Source organism: Pseudomonas sp. OST1909 (genome assembly GCF_015277575.1).
In the GTDB taxonomy this organism is placed as follows: Bacteria; Pseudomonadota; Gammaproteobacteria; order Pseudomonadales; family Pseudomonadaceae; genus Aquipseudomonas; species Aquipseudomonas synxantha_A.
In genome coordinates, this window is record NZ_CP063780.1 from 3,123,236 (window position 1) to 3,141,848 (window position 18,613).

Consider the following 18,613-nt stretch of genomic DNA (forward strand, 5'->3'; position numbering starts at 1 on the left):
TGTTCAGCTTTCTTGATTATCAGGATTGATAAAGACATTGACCGGGAAATCCCCCAGGGCAGCGCTGATCAACAGCTCCTTGTTGGGTGTGACTGCGCCTGTTTGAAAAAGTCCCTTCCAGTTTTGTGTTGTGGTGGCGAACGGTAATTTCACCCGGGTATCGCCCCACACCTGCGCATTGATGTGGGGAAATACACCGTTTTCCAGCAACGGATATGGCCAGCGCGGCACCACCACCAACAGCTGTTGGCCCTGGTGCTCACGGTAAAACGCAACCACGCGCTCCGAGTGCCGACCCACCACTTCGAGCGGTGTATAGCTGCCGTTGCGAAACAGCTCGGGACAGGCTCTGCGTGCGTTCAGCACCTGGGCGATCAACGCTTGTTTGATACGCCCATCGCGCCAGTTGAACACCAGCTCACCGATGTCGGGTGGGGTCTCCAGGGCACGCTGGCGCGCATCGAAATCCACCGGGCGTCGGTTGTCCGGATCCACCAGGCTGAAGTCCCAGAACTCGTCACCCTGGTACACATCCGGTACACCCGGCACGGTGAGGTGAAGCAAAGTTTGCGCCAGGCTGTTCAGCGCGCCGGCGGGGGCGATGGCTTGAGCGGCGCCGTCGAGCGCATCGCGCAGCGGTTGGCAGGCTTCGCTGAGCAATAGACGCTTGAGGAAGCGCTCGACACCCTGCTCATAGGCCTCGTTGGGCGCGCTCCAGCTGCTTTGTAGCTTGGCTTCGCGCAGGGCTTTCTGCTGCCATTGCCAGAGGCGTTGCTGGTAAGCCTCTAAGTCCGGGTTGTGCTCCAGCGGCCAACTGCCGAGCAGCACCTGATACAGGATCAGCTCATCACCCGCCGAGGGGCTGTCGGTACCCTCGCGCAAGGGCGCGGCGAGGCTGCGCCAGTGTTCGACCTGTTCGGCATACCAGGGCGCGCACTCGCTGAGCACCGCCAGGCGTGCGCGGGTGTCTTCGCCGCGCTTGTGGTCATGGGTGGCGGTGGCCAGCAGGTTGTTCGGGAAGCTGGTCAGGCGCTGTTGATTGGCCTGGTGAAAATCTGCCAACGGCGCACTGAATTGTTCGGTACTGAAGCCCACGTCGTTGCGCGACAGCAATACGGCCGAGCGATAGAACGCGGTGTCTTCCACGGCCTTTGCTGCGGCGGGAGATGTCAGTTGCTGGAAGCGCACGCAGGCATGTTTGAGGATCTTGCGCTCACGGCCCACCGGGCGATTGCGCCAAGGCTGGCCGCCCAGCCATTTTTCCAGGTGCTCAAGCACCGGCCAGTCGCCTTCGTTAAGGGTACTGCGCGCACCGTCCATGGCCTGCTGGAGCACCTTGTCGTCGGCGGCGCTGCGGCCCCTGGCACTGATGTAGGTGCGGTACACCGGGAAATGCACAATCAGCTCCTGCAAGGCCCGACGGATCGCACCCAGGGTCAGGTCGCGGGTCATTACATCATCGCGGGCCACTTGCAGCAGGGCCTGCGCCACACTTTCGAAGTCGCCGCCCAACGAGCCATTGAGGATTTGCTGGCGCGCCAAGCGGGCTTCTTCGATAAACGCCGAGGGCCGTTCGCTGTGGCGCGTCCACAGGTCGGCCAGCGGAGCAAAACCGTCAGGATGGTGTTGCAGCAACGACACTTGATTCATGAATTCGTAGCCGGTGGTGCCGTCCACTTGCCAGTCTTCGCGCAGGGTTTCGCCTTCGCCGAGGATCTTCTCCACGAAGATCGGCACATGGCGCTGTGGCGACAGCGCGTCCACGCGGCGGCGCAGTTTGCGGCAATAACCACGCGGGTCGGCCAGGCCGTCGATATGGTCGATGCGCAGGCCATCGATCAAGCCTGCGCTGATCAGCTCGAAAATCTTGCCGTGGGTGGCTTCGAACACTGCCGTGCGCTCCACGCGCAGGCCACCCAGCTCATTGACGTCGAAAAAGCGCCGCCAGTTGATGTCGTCTGCGGCGGTGCGCCAACTGGCCAGGCGGTAGGTCTGTTGCTCAAGCAAATGATGCAAGCGCTCGAAACCCTCAGGCTGGCGACCATCGAAAGCGGCCAGCCGTTGCTTGATGGCCGGCAAGACCTCGGTGGCGCGTTCGGCCAGCGCCTGCTTGAGCCAAGCAGCTTCGGTGTAGGCATCGTCCTGATAGGCGAGGGCGGCGAAACGCTCGGCCAGCGGTTTGAGCACCTCATCGCCGCCCAGGATCAAGGCGTAGTCCCGTGGGCAGATCGGGAAGCGATGCTCGTAATGCTCGGCGTAGAAGCTGCCGTGAACGGCGTCGAACTTGAGCGTCAACGCTCCGCTCTGCAAGGCTTCGCCGTAATCGCTGCCCAGGAACGGCATCAGCAATTGGCCTTTGAGCAACGGATCGGGCGAGTGCCACTGGATGTCGAAAAACTCGCTGTAGGGGCTCAAACGGCCCCACTCCAACAGGTCCAGCCACCACGGATTATCCGCGCCACCCACGGCCATGTGGTTGGAAACGATATCCAGGATCAGGCCCATGTCGTGCTCACGCAGGGCGGCGACCAGGCGACGCAACGCAGCCTCGCCACCCAGCTCCGGGTTGACGCGGGTTGGGTCGACCACATCGTAGCCATGCATGGAGCCGGCGCGGGCGCTCAGGAGTGGCGAGGCATACAGGTGGCTGATGCCCAGGCGGGCAAAATACGGCACCAGCGGCACCGCATCATCGAGGGTAAAGCCTTTATGAAATTGCAGGCGCTGGGTGGCGCGCAGGGGCAGTACGTTCATCGGTCACGCTCATAGGCTTGGTTACGCGCCACGGCCAACAGTTCGAGGCGGCGCGCAGCACTGTCGTGGTCGAGCAGGCTGGCGGCCTCGCCTGGCAAGCGTCGGCGCCAGTTGGGGTGGGTATCGAGGGTGCCGGGCAGGTTGGCTTGCTCTTCGATGCCCAGCGCGTCCTCCAGCGGCAGCAATACCAGTGGCGCACGGGTGTGGCCGAGGTAGCGCACGCTGGCGTCGATCACGTGATCGGTGTCGTTGCGGATCTCATCGACGAAATTCTGCGGGTCCTGGCTCAAGGCCTGGCGCAGTGCATGACGTTCGCGCAGACGGTGTTCGCTCCATTGCTCCACGGTGGGAGGGTCGATCAGGTCGAGCTGGATATTCCACTCGATATCACGGCTGTGCCACCAGCCATTGAGGGTGGGCAGGTCGTGGGTGCTGGTGGTGGCCAAAGCATTGTCGGGCCAGTCAAGAATCGGCGTGAACCGGCCTTCGTGGTCCTGTTCGAACAGCAATACGCGCATACCCAGAATCGAGCGGGCGCTGAGCTTTTCACGCAGGCCCTCGGGCACCGTACCCAGGTCTTCACCGAGGACGATGGCCTGGTGGCGGTGCGATTCCAGCGCCAGCAAACGCAGCAGGTCGTCCACCGGGTAATACAAGTAGGCGCCTTCGCGGGGCGAGGCACCCAGGGGGATGACCCACAGGCGTTGCAGGCCCATCACATGATCGATGCGCAAGCCACCGGCATGGGCGAAGTTGGCCCGCAGCATTTCGATAAACGCGCGAAAGCCATTGCGTTTGAGACCTTCCGGGGAGAAGGCGGAGATGCCCCAACCCTGGCCTGCACGGTTGAGAATGTCCGGCGGTGCGCCAACCGTGAGGTCGGCCAGCAGTTCATCCTGGCGGCTCCATGCCTGGCTGCCGCCACCGTCGGCACCCACCGCCAGGTCGGCAATCAGGCCGATGCCCATGCCGCTGCCACGGGCGGCCTGTTGCGCGCGCGCCAGGCTGCGGGCGATCAACCATTGGGTGAAGGCGAAGTAGCCGATCTCATCGCGGTTTTCTTCAGCAAACTGCGCCAGCGCCGGGCTCTGTGGCGTGCGCCAGTCTTCGGGCCAGTGGCGCCAGTCGAGCTCCTCGCCGGCGGCGGCACGTTGCGCTTGCACTGCTTCGAAGCGGCAGTGGTTTTCCAGGGCCTCGCCGCCGGCCTGGCGGAAGCTCTGGAAGTCGGCATGTTGCGGATGTGCGCCGTGGCGGAAGTCTTCATACAGCGCACGCAGCAGGCGTTGCTTGGCCTTGGCGGCGGTGGGCCAGTCGATCAGCGTGAGCTGCTCCAAATCCCGCAGTTCGTCGGTCAGGCCGACGGCCTCGATAGCGTCGCGCACTTCACGTTCGCCAAGGATGCAGGCGGGCGAGGCGTACAGGCTGTTGAGAAACAGGCGGCTGGACGGTGAATATGGGCTGAAACGTTCGGGGTCGGCGCTGAACATCGCGTGCATGGGGCTGATCGCCACCGCGTCGGCACCGCGCTCGGCCGCCGAGCGCACCAGATGCTCCAGGGCCAGGGTGTCTCCGAAGCCACCATCGCCGAGGCGACGCAAGGCATACAGCTGGGCGCTCAAGCCCCAGGCGCGAGCGGGGCGGCTGTCCACCGCGTCGGCCACGCTGTAGCAGTGGCTGGGCGCAACGGCCAGGGTGAAGGTTTGTCCATCGATATGCACCTGGTGGTAACCAAGGGCAATCACCCCGGGCAGCACCGCATTGCCGTCCAGGCGCAGCTCCAGGGTTTCACCGCCTTCCAGGCTGACGCGACACGGCGTGTCCGGGGCGAAGTAGCGGGCCAGGTCCAGGCTTGCGCCGCTGTCGATGGTGATCAAGGGCGGCAGGTGCGTGTCTTGTTGCACCTGCTCCAGTTCCTGCAGGCTGGCGTCGATCTCGGCGTCGGTATCGGCCGGGTGCCCCAGCCCTTTGAGAACGGCGCGCAAGGCCTCGGGCTGCACGTGTTGCGGGCGACCGTTGGCATCGATCCAATCGACGGCCAGGCCCGCGCGACTGGCGAGTAGTTCCAGGTTCGCTTCGCTCAAAAGTGTTCTCCGACAGGTGATAAGCAAACGCGTGCGCTCAACGGTGGTAACTGCGTACCTTGCTGGGCAGGCGTCTGAAAAATGATGGGGTGGCGCGCGGGGTGATCCAGAGGCTGTTCACTCAGGTTCAGGTCGATCTGCAACAGGCTGCCATTGCCCAGGCGCCAACGCGCCGTGACAGCTCCCTCGGCCATCACCTGCGCGCCCAAGGCTACAGTGCCCGGCAAGTGCGGCACTATGTGTTGGTGACGCAGGCTCAACAACTGACGATAGAGCTGGGTGTGCTCGTTCTCGACGAAAGAGGGTGCCGATTGCACAAAGGTTTCCAGTGCGTTGGGATCGGGAATGCGTTCGCGTTGCTCGGGGTCGTGAAACGCCGCGAAATCGGCGAACTCGTTGCGCCGGCCTTCGCGCACCGCCTCGGCCAGTTCGCCGTGATGGTCGGTGAAAAACAGAAAGGGTTCGGCCGCATTCACCTCATCGCCCATGAACATCAGCGGAATCATCGGGCTGAGCAGCAATAGAGCCGTCGCCGCGTTCAGCGCCTGGGGCGAACACAGTTGGTTCAAGCGTTCGCCCAGGGCGCGGTTGCCGATCTGGTCGTGGTTTTGCAAAAACGCCACGAAAGCGCTGGGCGGCAGATCCGCACTGGGTTCGCCGCGTGCGTGGCCGTGGCGGGTGGTTTCGCCCTGATAGATAAAGCCCTCGCCCAGGCAACGCGCCAGCTTGGCGGTGGGCTGTTCGGCGAAATCGCTGTAATAGGCGTCGGTTTCACCGGTCAGCAGCACGTGCAGCACGTTATGAAAGTCATCATTCCACTGGGCGTTGAAGTCTTCCTTCAGCAGGCTGGCCTGGTTCAGCTCGTTCTCCAGCACCAGCCAGACGTGCCGTTCGTCGTGCACCTGCTGACGCACGCGGTGTGCCAGCTCCTGCAAGAACCCGGGATTATCGATGGCGTGTACCGCATCCAGGCGCAGGCCGTCGAAGCGGTATTCCAGCAGCCACATCAGCGCGTTATCGAGGAAGAAATCCCGCACTTCACGGCGCTCGAAATCGATGCCGGCGCCCCACGGGGTATGCGCGTCTTCCTGGAAGAACCCTTTGGCGTACTGTCCGAGGTAATTGCCATCGGGCCCGAAGTGGTTGTAGACCACATCGAGCATCACCGCCAAACCATGGGCATGGGCAGTGTCGATCAAGTGCTTGAGCTGTTCGGGCGTACCGTAGGCGGCGTGCGGTGCGTAGGGCAGCACGCCGTCATAGCCCCAGTTGCGTTCACCGGGGAACTGCGCCAGCGGCATCAACTCGATCGCAGTGATTCCCAGCTCAGCCAGGCGTGGTAGGTGCTTCTCGACTCCTGCGTAGCCACCCATGGCGCCCACATGCAGTTCGTAGATCACCGCGGTGTGCCAGGGGCGGCCTTGCCACTGGGTATTGCGCCATGGGTAAGCGTTGGGGTCGACCACTTGGCTCCAACCGTGCACGTCCTGGGCCTGGGCCCTGGAAGCGGGGTCGGGAACCGCGTTTTCCCCATCGATGTTAAAGCGGTAGAGCGTGCCGGCAGGGCAGGCTGCTTCGACTTCGAACCAGCCATCCGCCTGGGGCAGCAGGGTGATGGATTTACCGTGTTGCAATTCAACGCTGACATAAAAAGCGTCTGGCGCCCACAAGGCAAAACGCGTGTGTTGCGCGTCCAGCATGATTGCGCCGTGGGGCCAGGTGTCCAGAGTCCGTAACGGCATCTATGAAGACCTCCCGGGTTGGTTCAAGTGGCTATTTGGTTGGTTTCCCCAAGGCCTTGGCCACCAGTTGTTCGTAGAGCTCAGCGTAGGGTTCAACCGCCTGGCACCAGTTGAACGGTTGTGTCATGGCGCGGCTGCGCATGGCGTTGAGCAGGCCGGGGAAGGCGAATACCTTGAAGGCACGGCGCAGGGCTTCTTCGTAGCTTTGCACCGTCGATTCATTGAACAGGAAGCCGGTGACGCCATCTTCGATGGTGTCCGCCAGGCCACCGGTATTACGCGCCACCGGCAACGAACCAAAGCGTTGCGCGTACATCTGGCTCAGGCCGCAAGGTTCATAGCGCGAAGGCATCAACAGGAAGTCGCTGCCGGCAAACATGCGACGGGCATCGGTCTCGTTGAAGCCGATGCGCACACCCACCTGGCCCGGGAAGCGCAGCGCCAATTCGCGCATGGCCTGTTCTTCTTCGGGTTCGCCACGGCCGATGATCGCGATCTGGCCACCGTTTTCGACGATAAAGCCGGCGACCGCTTCAGTCAGGTCCAGACCCTTCTGATAAACCAGGCGTGACACCACGGCGAACAGCGGGCCGTTGGACGCGTGCAGTCCAAACAGCTCGCGCACATGGGCGGCATTTATCGCCTTGCCTTCCCAGTCGCCGATATTGAAATTGTGGGTCAAGTGCGTATCGGTGGACGTTTCCCAGCTTTCGTCGATGCCATTGGGAATCCCGCTGAGCAGACCTTGTTGAGTCTTGCTGGCAAGAAAGCCATCCAGGCCACAGCCGAATTCCGGCGTGGTGATTTCCTGGGCGTAGGTGGCGCTCACGGTGGTGATGTGGCTGGAATACGCCATGCCCGCCTTGAGGAACGACATTTTGCCGTAGAACTCCATGCCTTCCTGCTGCAGGGCATGGGGTGGAATGCCCAGTTCGGGCGTCGACGCCAGGCTCACCACACCCTGATAGGCCAGGTTATGAATGGTGAACAGCGTTGGCGTGCGTGACCCACGCCAGTGCATGTACGCCGGCGCAAGGCCCGCGGGCCAGTCATGGGCGTGCACCAGGTCGGGGCACCAATGGATCTGTGCCAGGTTGGCGGCCATGTCAGCGGCGGCCAGGCCCAGGCGGGCGAAGCGAATATGGTTATCCGGCCAGTCGCGGCCGTTATTGGCGCCGTACGGCGTGCCTTCACGCTCGTACAGTTCGGGGCAGATCAGCACATAGATGACCAGGCCGTCCGCAAGGTCCATGCGCCCGATCTTGCACGGCGGCAGCGCCGCGTGGCCACCCAGTTCACCGACGATATGAATCGGGTTGTCGCTTTCCATCACTTGCGGGTAACCAGGGATCAGCACCCGCACATCGTGCAAATGCGCCATGGCGCGGGGCAGGGCGGCGGACACATCGCCCAGGCCACCGGTTTTCACCAGGTCGGCGAACTCGGAAGTGACAAACAAGACTTTCTTTCGATTCGGATTCTGACTCACGATCGGCCGCACAGTGTTGGGCAGGTCGACCAAAGACGTTGGCCCCCCTACCGGCTGACTAAAACGCTCTCCCTGAGTATCTACTGCGGCACTGATCATAATGCACTCCCATTTGTTGGTTCGCTAATGGCCCGCTGCCACTAGCTCCAAGTGGCCGCATCCTGCGGCCAGGCACACCAGCGCTATACAAGCTGGCAAGGCGTATGCCAGTTGCAACGTCGGCTGAAAAAGATTGGATGAACGGGCATTCGGCGTGAAACGCTCGTGCACGTCCTTACCTAAAACTTGACCTGAGGCGGAGTTGGAAAGTTTAGATTTTTTGCGGGGTTTTTGTTTTGGAACGGACCCATCGGTCATGAGTCTAGGCCAGATCCCAGAGCCTGCCGGGTTTAGCGTGGTTTTTTGTAGGACAAAATAAATCTAACGATATGCCCTCTGTGGCAAGGGGGAGGGCGCCCTTAAATGGTGCGTCAGCCCAGCGCGCGAATGGGCACGCCATCGGCCCAGGCCTGAATGTCTTCAATCATCTGTTGATAGAACTGCCGGTAATTGTGCTCACTCACATACCCCACGTGTGGCGTGGCCAGCACATTGGGCAAGCGGCGAAATGGATGATCAGCCGGCAGCGGCTCCTGGGCATACACATCCAGCGCCGCCCCGGCCAGGCGGCCACTGCTCAATGCCTGCACCAGCGCCTGCTCATCCACAATCGGCCCGCGTGCGGTGTTCACCAGGTGCGCCGTGGGCTTCATCCACGCCAGAGCCTGGGCATCCACCAGCCCACGGCTGCGTTCACTGAGCACCAGATGGATGGTGAGGATATCCGCCTGTTCAAACAACTCGCGCTTGCTGACCCATGTCACGCCTGCTTCAGCCGCCCGTTGCGGCGTGAGGTTTTCGCTCCAGGCGATCACCCGCATACCGAATGCCTGGGCAAACGTCGCGACTTTCTGGCCGATACTGCCCAGGCCGAGCACGCCCAGGGTCTTGCCATGCAGGTCACCGCCCAGGCCCACCTGCCATCCGCCTGCGCGCAGCGAGTTGGCTTCGGCCAGCAGATTGCGCGTAGAGGCCATGATCAGCGCCCAGGTCAGTTCCGGCGCCGCGTGTTTATAGCTGTCGGTGCCGCACACCTGGATACCCAGGGCCTTGGCGGCGGCAATATCGATGGCAGCATTGCGCATACCGCCGGTGACCAGCAATTTGAGCTTGGGCAACTCTTGCAGCAGGGCCTCATCGAAGGTGGAGCGTTCGCGCATGACGCAAATCACCTCGAAGCCCTTCAAGCGTTCAACCATTGTCGCCGTATCAGCGGGGTAGTCGTGGAGGAACTGCACCTGGCCCACGCCGTCCAGCGCCGACCAATCCACCACGTCACTGGCGACGTTCTGCCAATCATCTATTACTGCGATCTGTCTCGACATGCCATGGGCCTCGAAATCAAAGGGCATTCATACCCTGCAACAGCGCTTTATGAAACTGCTCCGGTTCTTCCATCTGTGGCGCATGGCCCAGGCCGGGGAATTCCACCAGCGTGGCGTGGGGAATCAGCTTGGCCACCTGCTTGCCCAGCACTTGGTAATTGCCAATCCTGGCCTTGACCGCCGGCGGCGCCACATCTTTGCCGATGGCTGTGGTGTCGCTGGTGCCAATTAGCAACAGGGTGGGCACCTTCAGATCCTTGAATTCGTAGTACACCGGTTGGGTGAAGATCATGTCGTAAATCAATGCCGAGTTCCACGCGACTTGGGTATGCCCCGGGCCTTTGTTCAGGCCGACGAGCATATCCACCCAGCGTTCGTATTCCGGCTTCCAGCGCCCGCCATAATAGGTGTCGCGTTCATATTTGCGCACCCCGTCGGCGCTCATTTTCAGCTCGCGCTGGTACCACTGGTCGACGCTCTGGTAGGGCACACCGAGGGCTTTCCAGTCTTCCAGGCCGATAGGGTTCACCAGTCCAAGTTGTTCGGTTTGCTCGGGATACATCAAGGCATAGCGAGTGGCAAGCATCCCGCCGGTGGAATGGCCGATCACCGTGGCTTTCTGGATGCCGAGTTTTTCCAGCAGTTGGTGGGTGTTGGCCGCCAATTGCTGGAAGCTGTACTGGTAATGCTCGGGCTTGCTGGAGGTGCAGAAGCCCACCTGGTCCGGCGCGATCACGCGGTAACCGGCGTCGCTCAAGGCCTTGATCGAACCTTCCCAGGTGGCACCGCAAAAGTTCTTGCCGTGCATCAGCACCACGCTGCGGCCGTTGGCTGTGCCTTTGGCGGGCACGTCCATGTAGCCCATTTGCAGGGATTTGCCTTGGGATTGGAAGGTGAAATGCTGGAGAGGATGGGGGTATTGGAAGCCTTGGAGTTCCGGGCCATAGGTGGCGGCTAACACGGGGGTGGCGCTCACTGAAAACAGGCCGGCTATGCATAACGAACGGATGAAAGGCATGGGCTGGGGCTCCGAGAAAGATGTCCGGATGCTCTTGGGAGAGGATTAACGGGGGATTAACACCCATTGCAACGTCAGCGCTGCGAGCACGCCATAACGTACGCCTTTGGCCAGGGTAACCAACAGCAAAAAACGCCACAACGGCTCGCGCATCACCCCGGCTACCAGCGTCAGCGGGTCACCAATGATCGGTACCCAACTGAGCAACAATGTCCAGTGCCCCCAACGGTCGTAATGGCGGCGGGCTTTGTCCAGTTGCCTGGCGCTCACTGGAAACCAGCGCCGCTCCTTGAAACGTTCCACCGAGCGTCCGAGCAGCCAATTGACCACCGAACCCAGCACGTTGCCCAACGTGGCGATGCCCAGCAGTAGCCACAGCTGGTACTGGCCGTTCAGCAACAGGCCCACCAACACGGCTTCCGATTGCAGGGGCAATAACGTTGCGGCGCCAAACGCTGCGACGAACAGGCCCAGGTAACCCGTCAGCACCGGTCAATGTGCCGGGTAGTCGGCTACTACTACGTCTTTGCCGTCGCGGGTCAGGCCAATGACTTGATAGGCCTCGCTGCGACCGTCAACTTCCATGCCTGGGGAGCCCAGGGGCATGCCCGGTGCGGCAAGACCCAGCAGGTCGTCGCGCTTGCGCAAGGCCATTACTTGTTCGGCAGGTACGTGACCTTCGACGAATTTGCCATCGATTACCGCCGTGTGGCATGAGCCAAGGCGCGGGGCGACGCCCAGGCGTTGCTTGACCGCGCTCATGTCTGCTTCAACGTGGTCGTTGACCTTGAAACCGTTGTTTTCCAGATGGCTGATCCATTTTTTGCAGCAACCGCAATTGGCATCGCGGTGTACATCGATGGGAATCAGCTCGGCGGCCTGGGCCAGGGGGGTGGCAAGCAGGGCGCAGAGCAAGGCCAGTCGCAATGGGATTTTCATCAGGGGTCTCACTGAAAGCGCAGCAATAAACCGCGCATTCTCCCTGCTTTTTACACTGAGACGCGGTGGTAATGTTTCTAAATTATACGAAGTTTGGGCTTTCCAACCGCTGCTTGAGCTGGTCCAGGGCGATGGCGGAGAGTTTGATCATGCGTTCGTGCAAGGTTGCCAGTTGCAGTTCGGTTTCATACGTCAATACGCGCTTGAACCGAGTGCCACCCTGATGAGCTTGCAAAAAATAATGGATACAACCGTCCACTGCCAGTGAGGTGAACACGGTCTTGAACTCGTCGGGGCAGCGGGCGATTTGCACGCGGTAGCTCATTGATACGCGAATGCCCAGCAGGTCTATGTCTTCAGTAAAGCGCGAGCCGACCGGCAATGAGCCGCGGGTGCCGGTGTCGGCGCTGAGGGAGGAGGGGTGCCATTCGTGCCAGCGGTCGGGCTGGGTTACATAATCGTAAACAGTATGGATTGGGACCTGGATGAAGCGTTCCTGACTGATCTGCTCCAAGCGGATCGGCTGCTCAGTCGCGTGCATGACACACCTCCTGTGTGGCGGGTTTTTACACTGGGAGTTGTCAGAATAGTCCGACTCCCGCGCTTCGCACGGGAGTATTGCGACCGTTGGTTAACTTGGTTGCTCGCTGGCTTTGCCCGGTTTGGCCTGATTCCAGGCCGAGCCTTGGGTGAGTGTCAACTTATCATTGACGCGCGTGTAAATGCTGTCCGTTGGCCGATGATTGGCGATGCGATCATTACCTTCACCGGTATAGAAAGACGTACGGTCATGCCCTGTCAGCAGATCATCGCCGTTGCCGCCCTTCAGATGGTTGGTCCCGCTACCGGCATACAGTTTGTCGTCGCCGTCGCCACCATCGAGCAAGTTCTGTTTATGTGCATTGCCAACCCCTGCATCGAGTCGGTCGTTGCCCCCGTTACCGAACATGATGGCGTTGCCACTGCCGCCGATGATCAGGTCGTCTCCGTCGTTGCCTTCGGCGTAGCCTGAGTTGCTGCCCAAGAGCAGAGTATCGTGGCCGCTGCCGCCAAATAGCCCGGACACGCCACCGCCGGCCTGGATGAAGTCGTTTCCGGCGCCACCCTGTACTTCCAGGAGGTGCTTGACGTCATCATCGATGATGACCCTGTCATCGCCGCCGTTGGTTTTGATCAAAAGGCTCTGATCCGGGCCTTGTGGTGCTTTGGCGTCAAGCACATACGGTCTGCCGTTGATGATGAACTGCAGCTTGTCGCCCGGCCAACTGCGCACGTGGACCTCGTCGGCGCCGTTACTGGTTTCTATCACAAGTCGGCTGGAGCTGATCTGCGGTTTTTCTGGGTTCCGGGTGCTCCAGGTAATTTCCCGGCTGAAGGTCACATCACTTTTTTCAAGCAGCAGGTGCGTCCTGATATTCGGTACGCCCAGCTGCAGGTCTAAGGGGGGGTCATAGGGTGACGGCTTGGACCGCTGCGGTTCGGTGGAAGCCGTGGAGTGATGGGGGACTGCTGCATGAGTGAGGGGTAATAGCATCAGGTGTCCTTCGGGTTGATCGTAGAAAGTCTGACAGTGCGCCATGACTACTCTTGCGTGGAGGATCAGCCCAAAGGGTTCCCGCGGGCGGTGACGCATTTGCGTCAAGGCATTTATGCCAACCTTTAATGCGCCCCCCGGGGCGATCAGATATCCAGCATGGCCAGCACTTGCCTGGGGTAGCGCAAACCGGCGATTGCTTAGGCTTGTGCCCTGCGATAGGCGCCGGGTTGCTGACCGGTGACTTTATGAAAGGCCCGGGTAAATGCGGCCACCGACTGATACCCGGCTGCCAGCGAGACCTCGGCCACGGTCTGGTCCGCCTTGAGCAGCCCACAGGCATGGCGCATACGTATCACCAGCAATACCTGCCCCGGCGACTGCCCGCATAACTCCCTGAAACGCTTGAAAAACGCCGAACGGGATAACCCCGTGCACGCCGCCATGCTTTCCAGGCTCCAGGGCTCGGCCGGGCGCGCAATCAGTTGCTCCAGCAGGCCGGCAAATGCCGGTTGCCGGCCCAACGCTGCCAGGCCGCCCAGCTCGGTGTTGTCGATGACTTGCTGGCGCAGTACATATAAAAACAACAAGTGGCAAAGACGTTCGAGCAAGGCCGAGGAGGGCGCGGGTAGGCGCTCGCACTCCTGCAGGATCAATTCGAACAGATTGCGCGCAGCGGTCAACGATGGATCACCGGCACGCAGGATGATCCAGGCGGGCAGGCTGTCGACAATCATCGCCGACAAGCCGGATTGGAAATGGAAGAAGCCGCAAACCAGGCCCACGCCATCCATGGCACTGCTGTCGAGGGGCAGCATCGGCCGGCGAGGGCACTCTTGGGCGCTTGCCGCGGTACTTTCCCCGGACAACCGATAGGCCAGGTCACGCAGTAGAAACACGGCGTCACCATTGTTCAGGTGCCGGGGCGTTGGATCACCGTCGATATGCAGCCAGCAATCGCCCTGCACGATCAAATGGAAGCTTGCCTGGGCCAGGCCGTGCGTGCTGGCGTGCCAGTCACCGCAGTAGCGGCCGACGTGAAACAAATTGGTATTGAGTTCAAGGCTATCTAATAACCAATCGACAAGTGTGCTGGACGAATTCATCTAATGGAAAGACTCAAGAGCAAGTAATCGCTACTTTAGCCTATTGAGCGATTTTTTTAGAACCAACAGACTGGCGCACTCGAACCCAACAGGAGACCACTCCATGTCCCGTGTACCGTTGCTCACCCCTGACACCGCCCCGGAAGCGGCGAAACCTTTCCTGGAAAATGCGCAGAAGGCCTCGGGTTTCATTCCTAATCTGCTGGCGGTGTTGGCCAATGCACCGGCGGCGCTGGAAACCTATATCACTGTCTCCGGCTTGAATGCCAAGGCCGAACTGAGCCTGGCCGACCGCGAAGTGGTGCAGTTGATTGCTGCTACTACCCACGGGTGCGATTTCTGTGTCGCCGGCCACACCGCCGTTGCGCGCAACAAGGCCAAGCTGCCCGAGAACGTGATCGAGGCCCTGCGCCGGCTGGGTGAGCTGCCTGATACTCGCTATGAGACACTCGCCGCCTTTACCCGCGAAGTGATCGCCACTCGGGGTGATGTCAGCGATGCCGGCTTTGAGGCATTTCTCGCGGCCGGCTATACCAAGGGCCACGCGCTGGAGGTCATCCTGGGCGTAAGCCTGGCAACCCTGTGCAACTTCGCTAACGTGTTTGCCCGTACCCCGCTGAACCCGGAACTGGCGCAGTATCGCTGGGAAAAACCGGCAAGCTGAATCGGCGATGGTCCACCTGCTGTAAAAGGAGAGACATGAATGCTTGACCCAATCTTGAGCCGTTGGCTCGATGTTCAAGCGCAGGCCCTGGATGTGGGCAGTTGCGATCCACAGGAAGTGCTGCCACGCCTGGCAGAAGCCAATATTCTGAAAATCGGTGTGCCCACCCAACTGGGCGGGCTGGGCGGTGACGTGACGGGTGCGGTCGAGGCCATCGCCAATGTGGCCAGCCATTCCCTGGCGGCGGCATTTGTGTGCTGGGGCCAGCGCTCGTTTATCGAGTACTTGTTGCAGAGCCCCAATCAGCGCCTGCGCGAACACCTGATGCCGGACCTGCTCAGCGGCAAGTTGGCCGGAGCCACCGGGCTGTCGAATGCGATGAAGTTCATATCGGGTATCGAGTCGTTGCAGATCAGCGCCGAGCCCAACGAGCATGGCTGGACGCTCAACGGTCGTCTGCATTGGGTGACCAACCTGCGCAAAAATGGTTTTGTCGCCGCAGCTGCTATCGAACATGCCGGCGGTGGTACGCCGTTTATCCTGGCGATCCCGGATTCAGTGGCGGGCTTGCAGCGCTCCCGCGATCTGGAGCTGCTTGGGTTGCAATCGAGCAACACCGCTGCCCTTGGCCTGGAAGGCGTGGAGCTGAGCCGTGACTGGTTGCTGCACGAGGACGCGCGCAAGTTCCTGCCGGCAGTGCGCCCGGCGTTTCTTGGCTTGCAGTGCGGCATGTCGATTGGCCTGGCCCGCCGTTCCCTGGCCGAGGTGGCCAATCATCTGGGGGCCAGCCGTACGGTGTTGCGCGAAGAGCTGGAAGCCTTGCGGGCGACGCTGGACCATCTGGTCAGCGAGCTCAAGAGCGGGTTGCTGGCCGGGCGCTTTGCTGCCGAGCCGATCCCCTTGTTCAAGCTGCGCATTGCCCTGGCAGAAACCGCCGCCAGCGCCGTGCAGCTTGAACTGCAGGCCAGTGGCGGCAAGGCCTACCTCACCGCCCACGGCAGTGGTTTTGCGCGGCGCTGGCGCGAGTCGGCATTTGTGCCGATTGTGACGCCCAGCCTGGTGCAACTGCGCACTGAGTTGCAGCGCCAGGCCAACCTATGAGCCAGGCGGTCATGACGGCCCAGGGGATTTGCCTGGGGTATGCCAGCGGCCCGGTACTGCAAGGGTTTGACTTGCAGTTGCAGGCGGGCGAAGTGGTGTCGATCCTGGGGCCCAGCGGCGTGGGCAAATCCAGCCTGCTGCGTGTGCTTGCCGGCTTGCAGCTACCCCAGGCCGGTCGTGTGCACGTGTTGGGCGAACCCTTGAGCGGTCCGCACCCACGGGTGGCGGTGGCCTTTCAGGACCCAAGCCTGTTGCCCTGGTTGAACCTGGAAAAGAACGTCGCCTTTGGCCTGGACTTCGCCCGCCAACCGCACCTGAGTGTTGAAGAGCGCCGCCGTCGTGTCGACCACGCCATCGCGGCGGTAGGCCTGGAACATGCGCGCCAGCAGTTCCCGGCGCAACTGTCCGGCGGCATGGCCCAGCGCTCCGCGCTGGCCCGCTGCCTGGCCCGCCAGCCTCAAGTGCTGCTGCTGGATGAGCCCTTCGGCGCGCTGGACGAAGTGACCCGCGCCGACATGCAGCACCTGCTGCTCAAGGTCAACCGTGAGCAAGGTTCGGCGGCGGTATTGATCACCCATGACATCGACGAAGCGCTACTGCTGTCCGACCGCATCCTGCTACTGGGTAACCGCCCGGCACGGACGTTGGGTGAATGGCATATCGACTTGCCGCAACCTCGGGACGAACAGGTCAAGGCCATCGGCGCGCTGCGTATCGATATTCTGAAAACCTTACGGCAGGCGAGCCGCCCTCAACCCAACCCCCTTGAACAACAGGAGCTTAGCCATGTGTCTGGATGACCTGACCCACTCGCGCCGTGACTTTCTCAAACTCTCGGCGGTGCTCAGTGCCGCCGGCGCCTTGCCGCTGTTGAGCAGCCTGCAGGCGCGTGCCGCCAATGAGCCCGACGCGCCGGTGCGTATCGGTTATCTGCCGATCACCGACGCCACGCCGTTGCTGGTTGCCCACAACAACGGCCTGTTCGAAGCCGAAGGCATCAAGGCCGAACGTCCGGTGCTGTTGCGCAGTTGGGCCCAGGTGATCGAGGCGTTCATCTCGGGGCAGGTCAACGTGATTCACCTGCTGTCACCGATGACCGTGTGGGCGCGCTACGGCAGCAAGGTGCCGGCCAAAGTCGTGGCCTGGAACCATGTGGGCGGCTCGGGCCTGACTGTATCGCCAGGCATAACCGACGTGAAGCAACTGGGCGGCAAGTCGGTGGCGATTCCGTTCTGGTACTCGATCCATAACGTGGTTGTGCAACAGCTGTTCCGCGACAACGGCCTCACGCCGGTGACGCGTGCGACCGGCAGTTCGATTGCCGCCAATGAAGTCAACCTGATCGTGTTGCCGCCGTCGGACATGCCGCCCGCACTGGCCAGCAAGCGCATCGACGGCTATATCGTCGCCGAGCCGTTCAACGCGCTGGCCGAGAACCTCAAGGTCGGCCGCGTGCAGCGCTTCACTGGCGACGTATGGCGCAACCACGCGTGCTGTGTGGTGTTCATGCACGAACACGATCTGACCAACCGCCCGGAGTGGTCGCAGAAAGTAGTGAACGCTATCGTCAAGGCCCAGGTGTGGACCCGCAACAACCGCGAAGAGGCGGTGAAGCTCTTGTCCAAGGATGGCCCGAACCGTTACACGCCACACGCCGAGCCGGTGTTGAGCAAAGTCCTGGCCCCGGCTGCCAGCGACCGCGCCGCCTATTTGGCGGACGGTGCGATCCAGCACGCCAATTGGGACGAGCACCGCATCGACTTTCAGCCTTATCCCTTCCCCAGTTACACCGAAGAACTGGTGCGCCGCCTCAAAGACACGCTGATCGAAGGCGACAAGAAGTTTCTTGCCGATCTCGATCCGGCATTCGTCGCCAAGGACCTGGTGGACGACCGTTTCGTGCGTCAAGCGATCGAGGCGGTGGGCGGCATGAAAACCTTCGGCTTGCCGGGCGGCTATGAGCGGCATGAGGAGATTGGCGTTTGAACAACGGTAGAATCCTGGGCTGGTCGCTGGGGTTGAGCGGCTTGGCAGGTTTGATGTTGCTGTGGTGGCTGGGCGTAAAAGTGTTCGGCGAGGCCGACGGCCTGTCGGCGCGTTTTTCGCTGGCGGCCACCGCAAGCAGCCTGTGGGAACTGCTTGGGCGCAGCGAGCTGTACCTGCACATTGCCGTGAGCCTCAAGCGCATTTTTGTCGGGCTGTTTCTCGCACTGTTAGTGGGGGTGCCACTGGGGCTGCTGGTGGGCAGTTCGCGCAGACTGGAAGCGGCGACCACGCCGGCCTTCCAGTTTCTGCGGATGATTTCGCCGTTGTCCTGGATGCCGATCGTGGTGATGCTCATGGGGGTAGGCGACCAGCCGATCTATTTCCTGCTGGCGTTTGCCGCGGTATGGCCGATCGTGCTCAACACCGCAGCCGGCGTGCGTCAACTCGACCCGCGTTGGTTGCAGTTGAGCAAGAGCCTGAGTGCCACGCGCTGGGAGACGTTGCGTCGAGTCATCATTCCTGGTGTGGTCGGGCATGTGCTGACCGGCGTACGCCTGGCCATCGGTATCCTATGGATCGTGCTGGTGCCGTGCGAGATGCTCGGGGTCAGTGCAGGGCTGGGCTATTACATCCTCGATACCCGTGATCGCCTGGCGTATTCGGAGTTGATGGCGATGGTGGTGGTGATCGGGCTGTTGGGGTTCGCGCTGGATGCGCTGGCACGTGGGCTGCACCAGCGCTGGGTGCAGCGGGGATAAACACGCACATTCGAGCG

16 protein-coding genes are annotated in these 18,613 nt (G+C 61.6%); 5 read left to right on the top strand and 11 right to left on the bottom strand.

Annotation, left to right across the window (positions count from 1 at the left end):
• Window positions 1-3 precede the first annotated feature (3 nt).
• The 11 genes from IH404_RS13535 to IH404_RS13585 all read right to left on the bottom strand — a co-directional run bounded on the left by IH404_RS13535 (window position 4) and on the right by IH404_RS13585 (window position 14,087).
• Window positions 4-2,754 (bottom strand): malto-oligosyltrehalose synthase, encoded by a 2,751-nt coding sequence (locus IH404_RS13535; RefSeq protein ID WP_194440622.1) that lies wholly within the window; start codon window positions 2,752-2,754, stop codon window positions 4-6.
• Complete coding sequence (gene malQ / locus IH404_RS13540) at window positions 2,751-4,835, bottom strand: 4-alpha-glucanotransferase (protein WP_194440623.1); 2,085 nt, start codon at window positions 4,833-4,835, stop codon at window positions 2,751-2,753. Before malQ ends, IH404_RS13535 begins: the two co-directional genes overlap by 4 nt.
• Window positions 4,832-6,577: a malto-oligosyltrehalose trehalohydrolase gene (gene treZ, locus IH404_RS13545; RefSeq protein WP_194440624.1), complete on the bottom strand. Its 1,746-nt coding sequence runs from the start codon at window positions 6,575-6,577 to the stop codon at window positions 4,832-4,834. The genes malQ and treZ overlap by 4 nt, the downstream gene beginning before the upstream one ends.
• Window positions 6,578-6,608: 31 nt before the next feature.
• Window positions 6,609-8,165, bottom strand: a complete 1,557-nt coding sequence (gene glgA, locus IH404_RS13550) for a glycogen synthase GlgA (RefSeq protein ID WP_005788034.1) — start codon at window positions 8,163-8,165, stop codon at window positions 6,609-6,611.
• Window positions 8,166-8,536: 371 nt separating this feature from the next.
• On the bottom strand, window positions 8,537-9,490 hold the full coding sequence (locus IH404_RS13555; RefSeq protein WP_194440625.1) for a D-2-hydroxyacid dehydrogenase family protein: 954 nt from the start codon (window positions 9,488-9,490) through the stop codon (window positions 8,537-8,539).
• Window positions 9,491-9,506: 16 nt separating this feature from the next.
• Window positions 9,507-10,508 carry an alpha/beta hydrolase gene (locus tag IH404_RS13560; RefSeq protein WP_194440626.1) on the bottom strand — a complete coding sequence of 334 codons (1,002 nt, stop codon included), beginning with the start codon at window positions 10,506-10,508 and terminating at the stop codon, window positions 9,507-9,509.
• A 45-nt stretch (window positions 10,509-10,553) separates the two neighbouring features.
• Window positions 10,554-10,997 (bottom strand): YqaA family protein, encoded by a 444-nt coding sequence (locus tag IH404_RS13565; protein ID WP_194440627.1) that lies wholly within the window; start codon window positions 10,995-10,997, stop codon window positions 10,554-10,556.
• 3 nt (window positions 10,998-11,000) lie between these two features.
• On the bottom strand, window positions 11,001-11,447 hold the full coding sequence (locus tag IH404_RS13570) for a DUF411 domain-containing protein (RefSeq protein WP_005788041.1): 447 nt from the start codon (window positions 11,445-11,447) through the stop codon (window positions 11,001-11,003).
• Between the two features lie 82 nt (window positions 11,448-11,529).
• Window positions 11,530-11,988: an SRPBCC family protein gene (locus tag IH404_RS13575; RefSeq protein WP_005788043.1), complete on the bottom strand. Its 459-nt coding sequence runs from the start codon at window positions 11,986-11,988 to the stop codon at window positions 11,530-11,532.
• 90 nt (window positions 11,989-12,078) lie between these two features.
• The gene (locus IH404_RS13580) at window positions 12,079-12,981 is read right to left on the bottom strand and encodes a calcium-binding protein (protein WP_194440628.1); all 903 of its coding nucleotides are present in this window, start codon (window positions 12,979-12,981) and stop codon (window positions 12,079-12,081) included.
• Window positions 12,982-13,181: 200 nt separating this feature from the next.
• The gene (locus tag IH404_RS13585; protein WP_005788046.1) at window positions 13,182-14,087 is read right to left on the bottom strand and encodes an AraC family transcriptional regulator; all 906 of its coding nucleotides are present in this window, start codon (window positions 14,085-14,087) and stop codon (window positions 13,182-13,184) included.
• A gap of 103 nt (window positions 14,088-14,190) precedes the next feature.
• On the opposite strand from IH404_RS13585, the gene IH404_RS13590 reads away from it, so the two are divergent.
• Genes IH404_RS13590 through IH404_RS13610 form a run of 5 tightly spaced genes read left to right on the top strand, consistent with a single transcriptional unit; the run spans window position 14,191 to window position 18,596 of the window.
• Complete coding sequence (locus IH404_RS13590) at window positions 14,191-14,751, top strand: carboxymuconolactone decarboxylase family protein (protein ID WP_032875627.1); 561 nt, start codon at window positions 14,191-14,193, stop codon at window positions 14,749-14,751.
• Between the two features lie 39 nt (window positions 14,752-14,790).
• Window positions 14,791-15,852, top strand: coding sequence for an acyl-CoA dehydrogenase family protein (locus IH404_RS13595; protein ID WP_005788049.1), 1,062 nt, complete (start codon window positions 14,791-14,793; stop codon window positions 15,850-15,852).
• Entirely contained in the window at window positions 15,849-16,652 is an 804-nt protein-coding gene (locus tag IH404_RS13600; RefSeq protein ID WP_194440629.1) for an ABC transporter ATP-binding protein, read from the top strand. The genes IH404_RS13595 and IH404_RS13600 overlap by 4 nt, the downstream gene beginning before the upstream one ends.
• Window positions 16,639-17,838, top strand: a complete 1,200-nt coding sequence (locus tag IH404_RS13605; protein ID WP_194440630.1) for an ABC transporter substrate-binding protein — start codon at window positions 16,639-16,641, stop codon at window positions 17,836-17,838. The genes IH404_RS13600 and IH404_RS13605 overlap by 14 nt, the downstream gene beginning before the upstream one ends.
• A 53-nt stretch (window positions 17,839-17,891) precedes the next feature.
• Window positions 17,892-18,596, top strand: coding sequence for an ABC transporter permease (locus IH404_RS13610; RefSeq protein WP_164699546.1), 705 nt, complete (start codon window positions 17,892-17,894; stop codon window positions 18,594-18,596).
• Window positions 18,597-18,613 lie beyond the last annotated feature (17 nt).

Bases quoted from the DNA above. Each gene is read 5' to 3' on its own strand.
- glgA (WP_005788034.1), bottom strand. From the start codon at position 8,165: ATGATCAGTGCCGCAGTAGATACTCAGGGAGAGCGTTTTAGTCAGCCG.
- IH404_RS13535 (WP_194440622.1), bottom strand. From the start codon at position 2,754: ATGAACGTACTGCCCCTGCGCGCCACCCAGCGCCTGCAATTTCATAAA.
- treZ (WP_194440624.1), bottom strand. From the start codon at position 6,577: ATGCCGTTACGGACTCTGGACACCTGGCCCCACGGCGCAATCATGCTG.
- IH404_RS13555 (WP_194440625.1), bottom strand. From the start codon at position 9,490: ATGTCGAGACAGATCGCAGTAATAGATGATTGGCAGAACGTCGCCAGT.
- IH404_RS13610 (WP_164699546.1), top strand. From the start codon at position 17,892: ATGTTGCTGTGGTGGCTGGGCGTAAAAGTGTTCGGCGAGGCCGACGGC.
- IH404_RS13595 (WP_005788049.1), top strand. From the start codon at position 14,791: ATGCTTGACCCAATCTTGAGCCGTTGGCTCGATGTTCAAGCGCAGGCC.
- IH404_RS13570 (WP_005788041.1), bottom strand. From the start codon at position 11,447: ATGAAAATCCCATTGCGACTGGCCTTGCTCTGCGCCCTGCTTGCCACC.
- IH404_RS13575 (WP_005788043.1), bottom strand. From the start codon at position 11,988: ATGCACGCGACTGAGCAGCCGATCCGCTTGGAGCAGATCAGTCAGGAA.
- IH404_RS13605 (WP_194440630.1), top strand. From the start codon at position 16,639: ATGTGTCTGGATGACCTGACCCACTCGCGCCGTGACTTTCTCAAACTC.
- IH404_RS13590 (WP_032875627.1), top strand. From the start codon at position 14,191: ATGTCCCGTGTACCGTTGCTCACCCCTGACACCGCCCCGGAAGCGGCG.
- IH404_RS13600 (WP_194440629.1), top strand. From the start codon at position 15,849: ATGAGCCAGGCGGTCATGACGGCCCAGGGGATTTGCCTGGGGTATGCC.
- IH404_RS13580 (WP_194440628.1), bottom strand. From the start codon at position 12,981: ATGCTATTACCCCTCACTCATGCAGCAGTCCCCCATCACTCCACGGCT.
- IH404_RS13585 (WP_005788046.1), bottom strand. From the start codon at position 14,087: ATGAATTCGTCCAGCACACTTGTCGATTGGTTATTAGATAGCCTTGAA.
- IH404_RS13560 (WP_194440626.1), bottom strand. From the start codon at position 10,508: ATGCCTTTCATCCGTTCGTTATGCATAGCCGGCCTGTTTTCAGTGAGC.